The following is a 17,165-nucleotide window of genomic DNA, read 5'->3' as shown; positions in this document are numbered from 1 at the left end:
AATAAAAACCCTGTAAAAGTCAATATCGTCAAAAATCCCCTTGAATATAAGCGGTTCGGATATAAACAGGAATAACTGGCAATCACTTTAACATGCCTCAAATCCTTCATCCTCATCACGCTTCACAATACCAAGTGATGAGGGCAGGAATCTTTTTTGAAATTGCTTTTTTGAAGCATCTCTTTATTATACTTCATTTTGGCTTGGAATTTAAAATGTAGATTAGAGGTTTTGGAAATGATGAGTATGAGAAATTATATACTCCTGGTGAATTGCTCAGTTTGTAGACAAAAGGGGTTCTATATATAAATTAATGCAAAGTAGATTGGAACAATGTGCGAGACTCCTGCGGGGAAAGAGCGTCAAGTGGAGACCCGCAGGCGCATAGGATCCGAGAACGGACCGCCCGCGGAAAGCGAGTGCCTGGAGGCATCGAGTTTGTCTATAATTTGGAGCCATTCCCGGGGAAATGGCTCCAAATTATAGAATTAGTTTATTTTCATTTCGTTCTTCCAACTGTCCAGCTTTTTGTTGATGAATGTAACAAAGGTATGGTTTTTTTGTAATTTGAATAGAAACGCAGATTTTTCCAAGTACTCTTTTGCCTCTTCAAAGTTACCTACGAGTTCAAAATTGTATCCTAAATGGTAATGTAAATCCGCTAAAGCATATAATTGATCATGTTCGAGGCACCACTTTATGGCATCTTGGCAGCAGGCAATGGACTCTTCGTATCGGCCAAGGCGTGTTAGCACTCTGCCAAAATTATAGGATAGGCGCGTCTTTAGCGTTTTATCCGTCAAGAAAGGCAGGGCTTTCAAGTGATCTAAAGCTTTCCTTAACAAGGCAAATGCATTTTCGTATTGTTCTTCGGCAACATACATTACACCAAGACTGCTTAAGATTTCAAGCTCCCGTTCCGAATAAATTTTATCAGTCGTATGAGTAATGGAGATGGCCTTATTGATGAATTCTATGGCTTTATCTAAATCTTTATTTTTTTCATATTCGTATATTCCCTTGTGCCAAAGAATCAATTGATGATTCTTTTTATTTTGAAGAAAGAGGGGACTGTTTTCCTCAGCCTTTACAATTTGCTGCATTTCCTCATAATTTCGGGTTCTTCTGGCTATTTTTAATTGATAAATCACTTCTTCCACGTAATCCAGCCTAGGGGTCATTCCAATATCAAAAAAATAGTTTACATCAACGCCTAAACGTTGGGAAATTAAGTAGAGAGTGGATGCATATGGATAGACATCGCCCTTTTCAATCTTACTGATCTGTGCTTGTGTACAAATACCGGTTGCCAACTCTTCCTGGGAAAGCCCGATTTGTTTACGTAGCTCTTTGATCTTTTGTCCAACTGCAAAAAAATCCATTTTGATTCTCCTTAAAATATGCCTAGAGTTATATTTTGTTATGAAAAATCGGTGAAAGCGGTATGTACAGGTCCTGAACGGTTTAAAAAGATTCTTTAGTCGAAATATATGATTTTAAGAATTGTGGTTAAATATAACTATAGAATTATTTTCTATTTTAACCAATATTTTTTTAAAAGAAAAGGAGGAATGACCTATGAAAAAAAGTACTAAAGCATTAGTCGTATCTTTTCTTATCATCGCTGCTTTTGTTATTGTCCCAAGCGAATTACCAGGCCTTTACGCAGAACTTCCAGGTTTATATAAATAAGTAAATGAAGCTTCCTATCAATCATTCAAGCATCTTCAATTGAAGATGTTTTTTTTTTATTATTATTAAATGATTATTCTTTTGCGCATATTCCTGTAGTTATAATTATCTATGAATGGGGAGTGTAAGGTCCATTTGGTAGGTGTTGAAGAAACGTGAGCGTAGTTTGTAACGCCTATTTCCTTTTAATGATTTTGTTATAGTGTATATAACAAAACGGAGAGAGGTGTAAGGTTAATGATTGATATTAATATGAAAGTTCAACCCTCTTTTTACGATGATGAATGTGCCATTGTGTTTTCTTTTTATTTTGATAAGGCAACCAGGAAAATTGGTGAAGCTGTGGTGTACACATGCAAAAAATCAGATGATAAAGAATCCAGCCAAGATCATATAGATACAGATGTACAAGAAAAAATCGCTTATCTTAAAGAGTTTACCATTGTGGATGAATATCAGGCGACCTCGATGAAGAAGATTCAACATTTTTTGAATGTAATCGGTATCAAGAAATGTGTGAAGCACAACCTTCAAGGTAATGAAATCGCATTTTAAATGATAAAAACTCATGACATCCCATATGTCATGAGTTTTTGCCATTTAAATGACTGTTTTGAGCATTCATTTTCTTTTTGATGAAATCGCTCATTTGTTTCCGCTCACTTGGTTTAGCGTTATTTGTTCTTTCAAAAAATTTAAAGTGTTGTTTAATGCTATCGGATTTCATGATGTCTCTCCTTTGCTTTTTTTTATTTACCCACTTTTTCTTAGTTAAAACGTAATTTAATGATAAAGGGATGAACAAAAGATCTTGCAATTATTCCTTTAGTTATATTTTCTTCTGTGAATCCCTGCATATAAGGATTTATTAGATGATAGTAAGAGGAAAAGCCCAAATATGGAGAAATTCCGTATTTTATCATACTTAAAATAAATGTTAAAATGGTCCGAATATCGGATTTTTCATTAGAAACATCAGTTTCTAGTACCCTAAAGTGAAGAGGGTTGAAGAACTCTTTTCGATGGCCCCCGTGCACATGCTTGGGGGATTTTTTTTATTTGGGTAATTTGTCCACTTTTTTTCTATAATATGTTTCGTTTTGTTTGTATATACATGGGTAAATATAAGAAACATGATGAATTAAACCTGTGTTCATCGCAGTTTAATCGGAGGAATATATTATATGGATGTGAAAGTAAAGAATGATCCCACGAAGCGAACTTTCCAGCAGTACATTTTTCCATTTACGCTTGAAGGAAATAAGATTGAAAAGTTTGTGGAAAAGTTGTTTGAGGACAATTTCGTTTTTTTGAACTTGAAAGATATGGAACAACAAAATCAATTTTACGGTGGCCACAAAGTTTCGCACCGTAAACTTGAAAAGTATTTCATGCCTTACATCGAGCCGATTTTATTTCCGAGTAATGCCAAACAGAAGGAAGGCTTGCGGCGTTTCACGAAAAAACTGGATATTGATTGTACCTTCGAATCACCCTATCTAAATACCCCATTTATTATTGACTCTATCGATATCTTCATATGCCCATTTCATATTGGCATGATGAATCTTCGTATTACTTTACCTGAAGGGCTTTCAAATGATGATGTACTCTATTTTGGCGATACATTCCGAATCCTTGAACCGATTGCTGATGATGAGGAAAAAACGAAAGTCGGCTGTCGGGAAAATCAGTATGAACAAGTGAAGGATTTCATCTTCAATGAACTATTGCCGCCAATTGAGGAATATATAGATGAAGAACAAGCGGACCCGACCTATTTTGGCAGTTTGCCCTTCTTCATCGATGAAAGAATGTACGTGATCAGTTATACGGCATTCCCTAAGGATCGTGATATTTCTAAAAATGACTTATTCCGGATCAGTGAACTGAACGGGTATGACAATGATGGTGAGCCATATATAGGCGCATTAAATCCTGATTATATCGAAAAGTATTATCAAGAAAGAGTATATGACAGGTGGGGCAAGGAAACCTATTATGTAACTAGCATGTATCATTTCGCGTGTGTCACGAAAGCGACAGGTAAACTTGAACGGGAACTGGCTAGTGAAATGTATGGTCAGCATTTTTATACAGTGTTGATTTTCTTCTATTATAAAATCGTACTGCTCAAATTGGCACATGAACATTCCCAGATAGATGTGGAAAAAGATCAATCGGATACAGAACAGCTGATTTTCATGATCACTGAGTTTTCTGCAAAGTATTTATTCACTGAAGTCAATAGTACGGCAATCGGTAAAGAGCTCTTCAAAAAAACGGATGAAACCTTCAGGATTGCCCCTCTATACAAAGAAGTGAAGGAAACACTTTCCTACCTTTATCAAAATCAGGATAAACTGTCTGGGAAAAGCAGTAATTATCTTTTGCAAATACTAACGATTTATACGGTTGTCTCCGGGATATTCGGAATGAATCTATATATTGAAGATTGGAAAGGGAAATTACCGTGGAAAGCTTATATGAATTACAGCTTATACGAATGGGTAGCTGTCATTGTGACTACAAGCGGCCTAGTCATTTCTAGCATCCTGGGCTTTTTCTTCTTGAAAAAATGGCTCCAAGAGAAAAAAAGCCGAAAAAAAAGAATGCTTTAGATTCCTGAACATTATGTACAGGAATCAGACTGTAGGCAAACTTGATGAAAATCGAGTTTGCCTACGTTTTTTAAGGGTTTGCACAATTTGAACGTTGCCTATGCACTCGCTTTCCGCCTGCGGGTCTCCTTGGATGAAACCCTCTTTAGATTGTTAGCAGACAGTCGGCGGAAAGGGAGCGGATTCCTGAAATTAACTGGATCATTTTTGCGAACTGGCCCCTCTTCTATTTTTTCTAAAACAAAAGTCCTGTACATTATGTACAGGACTTTTGTTTTAGAAAAAACATGGTTAATTAGAAAAATGAAGAAATTCGGCATACAAAATCCCCCATTCACCTAATATTTTGCTAAACTATAGGTATATCATTCTAACTATTCATTAGGAGGAAATCATGAAGAAACTAGCTTTAGTTTCCAGCTTATTGTTGTTGAGCGTATTGTTTCTGGCCGGATGCTCGGATGAGCCAAGTCCGGAAGATCGCTTTGAGGCATACACGAAGCTTTGGAATAAACAGGATTTTGCAAAGATGTACGAGTATCTGTCGCCTGAGACAAAGAAGAAAATCAGTGCGGATGAATTTGCGAAGCGTTATGAAAAAATCTATACGGGCATAGAAGCCGACCAATTAAAGGTGGACTATAAACAGCCAAAAGAAGAGAAAGACCATAAAGACGGAGAAAAGGTAAGCCTTTCATATACCGTTGATATGTCCACTATGGCGGGTGCTGTCAGCTCTGATCATAAAGCGACACTTGTCAAGGAAGGGGAAGGCGAGGAAGAAAATTGGTACATCAAGTGGAATGAAAGCTACATATTCCCTGAATTGAAAGCTGGCGAGAAGGTATCGGTTGAATCGTATCCAGCCATTCGCGGGGAAATTGTCGATAGAAATGAACGCGGCCTTGCCATGAATGGAACGGTTGCAGAAGTGGGAATCGTGCCAGAGAAAATGGCCAATGAATCCGAAACGGTTAAAAAGGTCGCTGGAATCCTCAATATGTCCACCGACGAAGTGAATCAGAAATTAAAACAATCATGGGTAAAGCCAAGCTATTTCGTGCCCATCAAGAAAATGTCAAATGATAATACTGCAACCTTGGAAAAGCTATTAAGCATTGCTGGTGTATCTGTCAATAATACAGAAGAACGCATATATCCATATAAAGAGGCTACTGCCCATCTAATTGGATATGTCGGTGAGGCATCGGCCGAGGATTTGGAGAAATTGAAAGGAAAAGGATATACCGCAAGTGATGTTATTGGCAAGCGCGGTCTTGAGGAAGTGTTGGAAGAGCGGCTTAAAGGCAAACCTGGCGGTAAAATCTTTATTAAAACCGAAGATGGCGAAGAAAAAGTGATTGCTGAAAAGCCTGCTGAAGAGGGAGAAACAATTACATTGACCATCGACGCCGAGCTTCAAAAGGATATCTTCGAGCAATATAAGAATGAAGCCGGATCGTCATCGGCAATTGATCCGATGACAGGCGAAACGCTTGCACTTGTTTCAAGTCCGTCATTTGATCCTAATAAATATATTTTTGGAATAACGAAAGCGGAACAAAAAGCGCTTGAAGAAGACCCGAAAAAACCACTTCTGAACCGCTTCAGTTCGACGTTTGCACCTGGTTCAACCATTAAGGCCATCACTGCGGCAATCGCTTTGAAAAATGGTGTGGATCCGAAAGAGTCGATAAATATTCAAGGGAAAACATGGGCCAAATCGACATGGAAAGATCATTCCATTACAAGGGTTTCGGACCCAGGTGTTCCAATCGATATGGAAAAGGCATTAATTTATTCAGACAATATTTACTTTGCCCAAAAAGCTCTGGGTCTTGGTAAGGAAAAATTCACAAATGGACTCAAGGCATTCGGATTTGATGAGTCTTTGAATTACGATTATCCGATCAAAGCATCGAGCATCGGTAAGGTCGACAGTGAGGGACGTTTGGCGGACGCCGGATATGGTCAAGCGCAAGTCCAAATGAGTACGCTTCATCTCGCCATGACCTATTCAGCCTTCTTGAATGAAGGAAACATCCTGGCACCTTCGTTAATAACAGGAGATAAAATAGAAAAGAAAATATGGAAAGAAAATGCGATATCAGCAGACCAAGCAAATCAGGTCACCAAGATGCTGACACAAGTAGTGGAACATCCTAAGGGAAGTGGACATGGAATAGATGATCTTGGCATCAAAATCGCTGCCAAAACGGGAACTGCTGAAATCAAGGCATCCAAAAATGCGGACGGAACAGAAAATGGCTGGTTCGTTGCCATGGACACAGAAGACCCGGAACTTCTTATGGCATGGATGATTGAAGATGTAAAAGGCCGAGGCGGCAGCCATGTCGTTGTCGATCAAATGAAACCGGTGTTGAAGAAGTATTTGAAGTAAAGAAAAAAGTCACCCATCAGCACCATTTACCAAAATAAAAGCAGGACATGGTTTCTTCCGTGTCCTGCTTTTATTAGGTTGTGGATTCCAATTTGTTACGACAATAAAGCTGGATTTGAAGGATAACGAGTCGTACATACAGAATGTAAAAGAGAGTTCAGTAACCACAAGTAAACAGTTTTCTCATGCCAATGGATTGAACAGGATTAATTCAAAAATATTTGAAAGATAAATAGAAAAGGAATGAGGATGAAGGGGAATGAGAAGTTTAAAGTATTTGTTTATCGCTTTCTTTATCATTTTTTTTGCATTTCCTTCTCATGAAGCAACGGCAGCGGAAGAGAATACAACGATGGAAGTGAAACTGAAGAATTATTTGGGGAATAGAACCAGTGTTAAAATAACGGCAACCGGGGACTACCGTAATTCAATGGGAGAGATATTCATCAAGGCGGGTGAAAGTCTGACTTTGAAAGCGGAGTCGGCTAAACTTGCCGTTTACAAAGGCTCTAAGAAAACGGGTTCTTATGCTTCCTTTAAGGTAATGCCAGTAAAACCTGATGCTTCATTGTCCATAAACGGCCGTCCGTATCAAGGCTCATTTTCATTTACAGCGGAGGACGGTTACATCCGGCCAATCAATGCTGTTTACATTGAAGATTATCTAAAGGGCGTTGTCCCGCTGGAGATGCCCGCACTTTGGCATGCCGAAGCCTTAAAAGCACAGGCGATTGCCGCTCGGACGTATGCACTTCGCCATCAATCGACAATCATTGATGATACGGTTTCTTACCAAGTATATGGCGGGGCTGCCGGTCACTATCGAACTGATTCAGCCATTGAACAGACAAAGGGCATGGTAATCAAACATGATGGCGAAATAATCGAAGCGTTCTTTTCATCAAGCAATGGAGGAATGACCGAATTGAATTCAAATGTTTGGTCAAGAGGCAACCCTCTTGCATATCTATCTATAAAAAAAGATTTATATGATTCGAAAACCAATTGGGCGATAACGCTGGACAAGCAGCAAATCGACCTGTCAAAAATGGATTTATCTAAACCTGAAGAATGGTGGACAAGTGTAGAGGAAAAAGATAAAAAGGTTGTGCCGAAGCTGAAGGCTTGGCTGAAGAATAATGGATATGCGAAGAAAGATATTAAAATAACGGAGATTCCCTTGTTAACTTTTACAGATGATAAAACGGGTGGCCGTGTTACGAAAGGCTCCATCCAACTGAATTTCTATGTAAGGGATCTCGTAGATGACAGGGGAAACCTTTTGCAGCAAACGGTTAAGCTTACTAATGTAGCGGCTTCCAAAATCAGGGGCATGGTGGGGCAAGAGGTGATGAAAAGCTATTTGGTTGACCATTCATCTTCCGATCCTTCCAAAATTGCAATCGAAGGATCAGGATATGGGCATGGGGTCGGACTAAGTCAGTTTGGAGCGAAAAACAGAGCGGAAGCAGGACACTCATATCAAGATATTTTGGGTTTTTATTATCCTGACACAATTATAGAAAAGGAATATGGACCAAGTGCCGGATCTAAAAAGGATATTGTTGTAAAGGAGGAGCCGAATTCAGTAAACATGAAAGCGAAGGCGGATCATTTAAATGATGATGTTGGAATCAGATACACCCTAAAAGAAGATGCTGTGATAACTCTCACGATTAAAGATAGTAAAGGTAAATCTATAGCTACCCCAGTCCGTGATCAAACAATGAAAAAGGGTACCCATTCAGCAATCTGGAACACAAAAGCGGTGAGTAACGGGACATATGAAGCAGAATTATCAGCAATGGACCGAGGCGGGAATGAAGGTTTGGAAACAATGGCGATAAAAATCAGTAGAGATACGTCGGCACCTAAAATCACCGATATCAATACATCGGGTGATTACAGTACCGAGAAAGCGAACATAACGTATACAATTAATGAAAACGCTAATGTAACGGTGGAAATCAAGAACAGTAAAGGTAAGGTTGTCGGCATCCTTAATGAAAGGCAGTTCAATAAAGGCAGTCAATCGGCATCCTGGGATTTCAAAAATATCTCCAACGGGATATTTACGGTAAAAATCTCCGCTAAGGATGAGAGTGACAATCAGAAAACCATTTCAACGAAAATCTCGATTAGGAAGACGACGGGAATAGTGACAGCAAGCAAATTATCTATTAAAGAAAGTAGAAATGCATCTTCTGAAACGATTGGCAATCTATACAGGGACCAAGCTGTAACGATACTGGCTCAACAAGATGAATGGTATAAAGTGAAAAAGGGAAGCCAAATTGGGTATGTATTAAAAAAATACATAAAAAAGTGAAAGAGTAGGACGTCACGTATGGCGTCTTTTTTTGTCCTTATAAATAGTAAATACAAGAAAACAGCACAAAATCCACGAGTAAAGGCGCAAACTCAGAGTAAAAGCCTCAAATTGGCGAGTAAAAGCACCAAACTCAAGAGTAAAGACGAATTCACGAGTAATAGCACCAAACTCACGAGTAAAAGGCGCAAACTCACGAGTAAAAGCACAAAATTCACGAGTAAAAGGCGCAAACTCACGAGTGAAAGCACAAAATTCACGAGTAAAAGCCTCAAATTGGCGAGTGAATGCGCTAAACTCACGAGTAAAGCACGAACTCATGAGTAAAAGCACCAACCTCACGAGTAAATGCGCTAAACTCACGAGTAAATCGCAAATCAACGAGCAGATCCACCAACCTCATGAGTTAATGCTCCAAAACTTCAAAGAAATGCCCCAAATCTTGAGTAAACGCAACTTAAAAGAAAAGAATACCGAAAAAATCCAGACGGTTAATGAGAAAGAAACTTAAAAAAGGAAGTAATGATTTCATTCCTCTGTTGTTTTATGCTGCCCGGGTGTGAACGGAACACCGGCGGCTTTTGTGATGATTTTCGAAATATCCGTATTTTCAATGACTCCATCAAAGGCTTCACTGCCTGGACCCGAAGCGAAAACGGGAATCATATTGGCTGTGTGTCCTCCTGTGGAACTGGCCGCACGTATGCTTCGATCAGCTACACCCGCCTTATAATGCCTGGCGATGGTGCTTCCGATTTCCCAATCTATTTGATGCTGTGGATAGACAAGCGTTTTATTTTTTCTTACGTTATCGATGAATTGATCGACTTCCTGTTCAGTAAGGGATATATTTGCATACTTCTTGAATGTGGAAACGACACTTTCTGGATTGATTTCATTATTTTTATTGAATGTGAGTTGTTTTGACATATATTCAGATGAAACCCTGATTTTTTTCAATGCAGTGATATCCATTGTTTCAGAAGCGGATGTCCCCATTGTTTCGTGGTCTGCAAGGACAACAATCAAGGTATCATTACGATTTTTTGCCCAATTGACAACCTTTTTCACGGTTTGGTCAAATTCAATCGTTTCTTTCCATATTCCAGTGATATCGGCTGCATGCTCCATATGGTCAATACGCGCACCTTCGGCCATCAAGAAAAATCCCTTATCACCCCGTGATAAAATATCCAACGCTTTGGATGTCATTTCGGTTAGAGATGGCTCTTGAGAATGTAATACTTCTTTATCCAGTTTAAAATTCATATAGGTAGGGTGAAATAATCCTAAAAGTTTTTCCGGTTTATTTATGGAACTAAGTTCTTCTTTAGTCGTCGTAATCCCATAGCCAGCTTGTTTAAATTTACCGATTAAATCCTCGCCATTCTGCTTATCCGCCTCAAAATAGCTGGCACCTCCGCCGAGGATGACGTCGATCCGGTTATCAAAGAGCTGCCTTGCGATATTTGCGCCACCTGTCCAGCGGTTAGGAACACTTGCACCAAAGGCAGCGGGCGTGGCATCGACTACCATATTGGTTGAGATGATCCCGACTTTTTTTCCATTGTTCTGAAAGGCATCCAATACACTATCGACCTCGGAACCATTGGCATCGACACCGATTGATTCATTGTTCGTTTTTACACCAGTGGCAATCGCAGATCCTCCTGCTGCCGAGTCAGTGACGTAATTACTGGCGGAATACGTGCGCATCAGGGCAACATGCTCCAGTTTTTCCAAATGCAGTACACCTGTCTTTCCATATTCAAATTGCCGGGCAATTTCTATCGCCCCTAACCCCATGCCGTCGCCAATCAGCAATATGACATTCTTTGGGGTGTTTTTTGTTTCTGCTTGAATAGGGGAGCTCATGTAAATAAAACAAATTATAAGAACGAATAATCCAAAGCGATGCGGTTTATGTCTGGATGTCTTATTCATCTGTAATCCTCCATTGGGTGAAAGTCTTCCTATTATTTGTCTAAATCGATAAAAAAACCCCTCCCTGATATTCAGGATGGAGCTAAGCTTTTTAGCACGGTTAGCGGCATCCAGTCGGTTTTTGCGTAATTTATCTTTCAAAAAAAGAAAGAATTTCTATATAATTACAATATGGAGTTGATAATTAATAAACAGTAAATACTTAACTGATATAATTTCACTAAAGTTCAATTGAAATAATAGGAGAGAAAACCCTATGCTATCCAGTATGAAAAAGTTCTTCAAAGAAGGTTCTAAAGACTTGAAGAGAATTTATAAGTTGGTAGAAGAAGTGAATCGGCTAGAGGGTAAATATGAAAGATATTCAGATCTGGAATTAAGCGGAATGAAGGATAGATTTAAAAGCGTATTGGATGCTGGTGTTAATATATTGGATATACAATCCGAAGCTTTTGCGGTCGTGAGGGAGGCTTCCAAGCGAGTATTGAATCTTAGGCACCATGATGTTCAGCTTGCAGGCGGTTTTGTCCTGAGTGAAGGGGGCATTGCACAAATGAATACGGGCGAGGGGAAGACGCTTGTCTCCACTTTGCCTAGCTATTTACATGCACTGTACGGTAATGGTGTGCATATTATTACGGCCAATGAATATTTGGCCAGACGTGATAAAGAATTGATGGGACAAATTCTAGAATATCTAGGTTTGACGGTTGATTTGAACATTTCCCAAATGGGGCCTTCCGCGAAACGTGATGCGTATGCGGCGGATATCACGTATGGGACGGCAACAGAGTTCGGTTTTGATTATTTGCGTGATAATATGGTCTACCGAAGAGAAGACAAGGTTCAAAGAGGACACCGATTTGCCATTGTCGATGAGATTGACAGCATCCTGATTGATGAAGCGAGGACACCATTAATCATTGCGGGCAGGGCAAGTGACGGAACCGAGCTTCACCAGATCACGGCACAAATCATGAAGTCATTTGTAGAAAATGAGGATTACGAGATTTACATCGATTCAAAGTCCGCCTTTTTCACGGATCAAGGGGCTTCCAAGATTGAAGCGGCCTTTGGTATCGACAATCTATATGGAATCGAGCATCAAGAGCTATTACATAATGTTACACAGGCGCTAAAAGCCCATGCAATCATGAAATTGGATGTCGACTACATTGTCATCGATGAAAAGATTGCAATCATCGATAAATTCACAGGCAGGGTGATGGAAGGGCGAAGCTTCAGTGAGGGGCTTCATCAAGCGATTGAGGCAAAAGAGGGCTTGGAGATTTCCGAAGAGAATGAAACACAGGCTATGATTACCGTCCAAAATTATTTTCGATTATATCATTCAATGTCTGGGATGACAGGCAGTGCCATGCCATCAAAGTCTGAATTCCGGGAAATATATCAGCTCCCCGTCATTGAAATTCCAACTAATGAGCCTATTATTCGAGTTGATGAGGTAGATTTGATTTATAAAGATGAAACAAGCAAAATCAATAAAATCGTCTCGGAAGTAAAACGGATTCATGGTGGAGGCAGACCCATACTGATCGGAACGACCTCCATTGAGCAATCTGAAAAAATTTCGGTTCAACTAGAGAAGGGGAAAATTAAACATCAAATCCTAAATGCGAAGACGGAAGAGGATGAAGCGGAAATCATCGCGAATGCCGGGCAAAAAAATCAAGTGATGCTGGCTACGAACATGGCTGGGCGAGGAACGGATATAATACTTGGAGATGATGTCAAGGAATTGGGCGGCCTTCATATTATCGGTACGGAGCGACACGAGAGCCGTCGGATCGATATGCAGCTAAGAGGACGTTCCGGCCGGCAGGGTGATCCTGGTTCAACACAATTCATCATTTCTTTGGAAGATGACTTGTTTGATTACTATGATGAAGAAGAAATCGGACGTTATATCAAGAAAATCAAAATAGATGAAAATGGATTGGTGCTGAGCCCTGCACCCGATAAATTCGTTAAAATGGTTCAGGAAACGGTAGAGCAAATGCATCAATCAAGCCGTTACCATTTATTGAAGTTAGAGCATGCATTAAATGAGCAGAGTAAAATCATCTATGCAATGAGAGATCGGATTCTTGATATGGAGCCTGGACGGGTGTCGGCCATTTTACTTGAATATATCGAAAAATACATTACTCGGCTTACAGTGAAATATTCCCCTGAAGATAAGATGGAACCTGGTTCCTCTGCCTTTATTGAAGAGCTTTCCCCTGTTTTCCAGTCGTTGGGATGGCAGGCAAGTGATTTGCAGGATTTAGTAGGCAAAATAGAAGGAATGGCGTTGGATGCTTTAGGTGAATTTGAATCGAGACTGGTGATCTTTCAGAACGATGCAGAATGGGGAAACCAGTTGCGCGCTTTCATGCTTCAGCATATCGATACAAATTGGATGAACCACCTGGATCAAATGAACAGTGTGAAGGAAGGCGTTGGTTTAAGCGGATATGGTCAGCAGGACCCATATACGTTGTTTGAAAAAGCAGCTCTCAGTCAATTTAACCTTCTATTAAGTAAAATTGAGTCGGAGATAAGCATCCGTTTTATGGAGTATATGAAAAGCAATCAGGAAGATGAAGCTGCTTTGGAGGGTGAGGAACGATGAGTTTATTGGGAAAAAAGGATAATACACAAAAGTTATCAGATCAGGATGACACCGTTCATACTGCCCTGATGTTTCACAAGGGGTGGGAAATTTCCAAGCAAGAAGAATATGTATATAAATTCCACCATCAAAGGCTTCCTGCATTAAAACCGAACCAAATTTCATTATCCGGCATCAAGCTGACTAGGGTGGAAGATGATGTAATCATAGAGGCTTTTCTACGAAATTCAATAGAGAAAGCTGTCAGTTTTGATATCGTGGATTTACTGTTAGTTGATGGAGATGGAAAATTCCTCGCAAAGAAGGCATTCGATCTTTCAGAGCTTGGTGAACTTCCAGCACTTTCAAGCATGCCATGGCGTTTCTTATTCGAGGAAGGGGATATGTTGGCGGAATCGATTACTGATAAAGGTTGGAAGATTGCTTTTGAATGGAAGAGAAAGTAGGGAAATACCCGCATGAGTCTAGCGGCAACCGGCAGCTATTTTACCGGAGATCCAAAGCAAAGCCCTCATCCTTTTAGTGATGAAGGCTTTTTGTTTATAAAGGAAGTCATTAGTGCCAAATATTTATGCGTTTTCTGTGTGCAACTTCTCATAAATGGCAACGCTAAGTAATATTTATAAGTAATCTTCCGCAATCAGGCTTAACCAAGGCTTGGAAATAATGAAGAGGAAAGTGGCAGGAGCATGAAGAATAACCGTAAACAACGCTTGAAGGAGAGGCTATTTGAGTTATTGTCATTCTCAATCGTGGCCATACTTTTCATTTATACGAATGATAGGATGGGTAACGGTCTTTCTATTGGGATAATTACGATAATCATCGGTGTTGCCGGTTTTATTGTTTATCTGAAGGAATGGATATCGAATCGAATCGTAAAAGGCATCATTTTTTCAGTTTTCCTTCTTTCGATCATGGTCTTTTTCCTTGGGGACATCTGGTTTTACCGTTATTATTCGACACCTATAACATCCTATATGTGGATGCAAAAAAGCAACCTGAATGGGCTTGGTGAAAGTATATTCAGTATGATGGAAATGAAGGATGCAATCTTTCTTCTGGTAGGCATTCCAATTGCTGAGTCATTTGTGAAGAAAAAATACCCCCTCAAGCATATGGCGCTTGTACCGGCCATAATATTCCTGATGATAGCAGGATTGAAGCCGGTCAAGAACATTTTTATCGACAAAGTAGATATAACCAGGCGCTATGAGGCGAATACCTTCTTGCGAAACTGGGGCCCGATCGGTCATCACGCATTGGATACGTATGCCTACTTTACTGACTCGGGAAGGCATGGAATGTCTTTGCAAGAAAAGAAGGCCGTTTCTGATTACTTCAATAAAAAGAAAAGAACGGAAAATGGGCATTCAGGCTCCTTGGAGGGGAAGAATCTTATCATCATTCAGGTGGAATCTTTACAGGCGTTTCCGCTATTTCAAAGCAGTGCCGGGCAGGAGGTCACGCCATTCATGAATGAACTGGCGAAAGGGGGGCTGTACTTTCCCCATGTTTATCCACAGACGGTATTTGGGAATTCATCTGACGGAGAGCTTATCGTGAATACCGGATTATTTCCTTTAAAGCAGGGTGCGACCTTTTTTCGATTCCCATATAATGATTTTCCGGGTCTTGCTAAGGAATTAAAAAAGTCGGATTATCAAAGTTTTGCTTTCCACGGAGATGAAGAAGACTTTTGGAATAGGCAGCATGCATATCCCTCGCTAGGGTTTGATGACTATCTTTCCATAGAGGATATGTCGCAAGATGAGATGATTTCGATGGGATTGGGAGACCGCAGTTTCTTCAAGCAAAGCTATGATTTCTTAAAAGATAAACAAAATCCCTATTACGCTTTTTTCGTTACATTGACCAGCCATGTACCTTTTTCGCTGCCAAAGGAACAGATAACATTGAAGCCTGAAGCTGGAAAAGAGAACAGTTACCTGACTAAATATTTTGAAGCCATTCATTATACAGATTCAGCCATCGGGGATTTCGTAAAGAGGTTGAAGGATGACGGGAAATTGAAAGACAGCGTGATTGTCATATACGGAGATCATGATGGGCTATTTTTAAAAGATAAACACGAGGTTGAAGCGTATTACGGTAGTAAAATTAGCGATGAAGAGTGGATTGAAAAATATATGCCCATTCCCGTGATCATTTATCAGGAGGATATGGAAGGGAGAACGATTGATAAGGTAGCGGGCCAAATCGATATTTTACCAACTCTATATGATCTGTTCAATATTAAGAGTTCTTCATACTTTGGAGAGAGCATGCTGGATGGCGAAGATGGCGATGCTTTGATATTAAAAGGGGATTATGGTTCTCAAATGAAAATAAATGGGGAAGGAAAGGTCGGAGAATTTTCACCAGAAGACCAAAAGGAGATTGATCTGAGTGATCAAGTGTTGCGCTCTGATTACTTTAAACAAATGAAGGAAGAGAAAAAAGAGGATGACTGATAAAAGCCATCCTCTTTTTTCTTATAATCCTAAATGCGTTTTCACCCGATTTTGGGCTTCAAGCTTTGTATCTTCAGGAACGATGTTGTACCAAACGCCATCTACCCGTTGATTGTCACCTTCAAGTGTATATTGTTCAATATTTTTGAGGGATGATTTGTAGTTATTTTGGATGCTCAACATTTCATTGAAACTTAAATTGGTTTCCACGTTTTTACCTAGAGCTTCGAATATATCGTCATAATTGGTAAGTGTCGATAGGCTTGACCCTTTTTTCATGACAGCTTGGATAACCTGGCGTTGCCGCATTTGCCGACCATAATCCCCACGGGGATCTTCCTTACGGATTCGGGAATAAATCAAGGCCTCTTTACCATTTAAGTCTATTGTGCCTTTATTGAAAGTATATCCTTTATAGGCAAGGTCCATATCATTATCGACTGTAACGCCACCAACAGCATTCACAATATCCTGAAAGCCTTCCATATTCATTTTAACGTAATAATCAATCGGAATATCCAAATAGGCTTCCACTGTATTTATCGACATGGCAACTCCGCCATATGCATAGGCATGGTTCATTTTATCATTTATACCTTTACCGATGATCTCTGTACGCGTATCCCTCGGTAAACTCAATAACTCGATCGATTCTTTTTTAGGATTAACCGTCATGACAATCATCGTATCTGATCGACCTGAGTCATTTTCCCTTTCATCCACACCAAGAATCAGCAATGAAAATGGATCTTTGCTTTTGAACTTGATGTCCTCTACCCGTTTATCCGTTTTATGGGCTGTACCCTGCATAGTGCTAATCGCACCAGCTAATGATTGATAAACTGAAGCGCCATAAACACCTGCGCCAATGAAAAGGATAAGAAGGGTAAAGCCGATTATTTTAAACGTTTTGCGTTTCTTTTTCTTTTTTTTATGTTCGGATCTCATTTAATATTCCTCCCTTAACCATCCCACAAAATGGAAGGTGTGAAAAAGTACCTAGTCGGTATTTTTAACTATACCTTTTTTTTGTCAAAAATAGAATAGTTTCTTTTTGTACTTAGAGTGC

12 protein-coding genes are annotated in these 17,165 nt (G+C 39.7%); 7 read left to right on the top strand and 5 right to left on the bottom strand.

Features of this window, described 5'->3' with window-relative positions:
• Nucleotides 1–488: 488 nt before the first annotated feature.
• Nucleotides 489–1,382 carry a helix-turn-helix domain-containing protein gene (locus ABOA58_RS26485; RefSeq protein ID WP_137016494.1) on the bottom strand — a complete coding sequence of 298 codons (894 nt, stop codon included), beginning with the start codon at nt 1,380–1,382 and terminating at the stop codon, nt 489–491.
• Nucleotides 1,383–1,929: 547 nt separating this feature from the next.
• Here ABOA58_RS26485 and ABOA58_RS26480 point away from each other — a divergent pair.
• A complete protein-coding gene (locus ABOA58_RS26480; RefSeq protein WP_350300655.1) occupies nt 1,930–2,247 on the top strand; it encodes a hypothetical protein in 318 nt (105 codons plus the stop codon).
• Nucleotides 2,248–2,275: 28 nt separating this feature from the next.
• On the opposite strand, the gene ABOA58_RS26475 is transcribed toward ABOA58_RS26480, so the two are convergent.
• Complete coding sequence (locus tag ABOA58_RS26475) at nt 2,276–2,419, bottom strand: hypothetical protein (protein WP_350300654.1); 144 nt, start codon at nt 2,417–2,419, stop codon at nt 2,276–2,278.
• Between the two features lie 457 nt (nt 2,420–2,876).
• Between ABOA58_RS26475 and ABOA58_RS26470 the strand changes: the two genes are divergently transcribed.
• From ABOA58_RS26470 to ABOA58_RS26460, 3 genes are all read left to right on the top strand, one after another.
• Entirely contained in the window at nt 2,877–4,313 is a 1,437-nt protein-coding gene (locus ABOA58_RS26470) for a hypothetical protein (RefSeq protein ID WP_350300653.1), read from the top strand.
• Between the two features lie 394 nt (nt 4,314–4,707).
• On the top strand, nt 4,708–6,714 hold the full coding sequence (locus ABOA58_RS26465; protein ID WP_350300652.1) for a penicillin-binding transpeptidase domain-containing protein: 2,007 nt from the start codon (nt 4,708–4,710) through the stop codon (nt 6,712–6,714).
• Between the two features lie 259 nt (nt 6,715–6,973).
• The gene (locus tag ABOA58_RS26460; RefSeq protein WP_350300651.1) at nt 6,974–9,043 is read left to right on the top strand and encodes a SpoIID/LytB domain-containing protein; all 2,070 of its coding nucleotides are present in this window, start codon (nt 6,974–6,976) and stop codon (nt 9,041–9,043) included.
• 12 nt (nt 9,044–9,055) lie between these two features.
• On the opposite strand, the gene ABOA58_RS26455 is transcribed toward ABOA58_RS26460, so the two are convergent.
• Both ABOA58_RS26455 and ABOA58_RS26450 read right to left on the bottom strand, forming a co-directional pair.
• Entirely contained in the window at nt 9,056–9,424 is a 369-nt protein-coding gene (locus tag ABOA58_RS26455; RefSeq protein ID WP_350300650.1) for a hypothetical protein, read from the bottom strand.
• Between the two features lie 147 nt (nt 9,425–9,571).
• Nucleotides 9,572–10,987 carry an alkaline phosphatase gene (locus tag ABOA58_RS26450; RefSeq protein ID WP_350300649.1) on the bottom strand — a complete coding sequence of 472 codons (1,416 nt, stop codon included), beginning with the start codon at nt 10,985–10,987 and terminating at the stop codon, nt 9,572–9,574.
• Between the two features lie 256 nt (nt 10,988–11,243).
• Here ABOA58_RS26450 and secA point away from each other — a divergent pair, with 256 nt between their 5' ends.
• The 3 genes from secA (at nt 11,244) to ABOA58_RS26435 (ending at nt 16,096) form a co-directional block, all read left to right on the top strand.
• Nucleotides 11,244–13,622, top strand: coding sequence for a preprotein translocase subunit SecA (secA, locus tag ABOA58_RS26445; RefSeq protein WP_350300648.1), 2,379 nt, complete (start codon nt 11,244–11,246; stop codon nt 13,620–13,622).
• Complete coding sequence (locus ABOA58_RS26440; protein WP_350300647.1) at nt 13,619–14,068, top strand: SLAP domain-containing protein; 450 nt, start codon at nt 13,619–13,621, stop codon at nt 14,066–14,068. Before secA ends, ABOA58_RS26440 begins: the two co-directional genes overlap by 4 nt.
• Nucleotides 14,069–14,311: 243 nt before the next feature.
• Nucleotides 14,312–16,096, top strand: a complete 1,785-nt coding sequence (locus tag ABOA58_RS26435) for an LTA synthase family protein (RefSeq protein ID WP_350300646.1) — start codon at nt 14,312–14,314, stop codon at nt 16,094–16,096.
• Between the two features lie 21 nt (nt 16,097–16,117).
• On the opposite strand, the gene ABOA58_RS26430 is transcribed toward ABOA58_RS26435, so the two are convergent.
• Nucleotides 16,118–17,044: an LCP family glycopolymer transferase gene (locus ABOA58_RS26430; protein ID WP_101223786.1), complete on the bottom strand. Its 927-nt coding sequence runs from the start codon at nt 17,042–17,044 to the stop codon at nt 16,118–16,120.
• Nucleotides 17,045–17,165 lie beyond the last annotated feature (121 nt).

Source organism: Peribacillus frigoritolerans (assembly GCF_040250305.1).
Classification (GTDB): Bacteria; Bacillota; Bacilli; order Bacillales; family DSM-1321; genus Peribacillus.
Note: the sequence above shows the minus strand (reverse complement) of the source record. Positions and strands in the feature narration are given on the sequence as shown.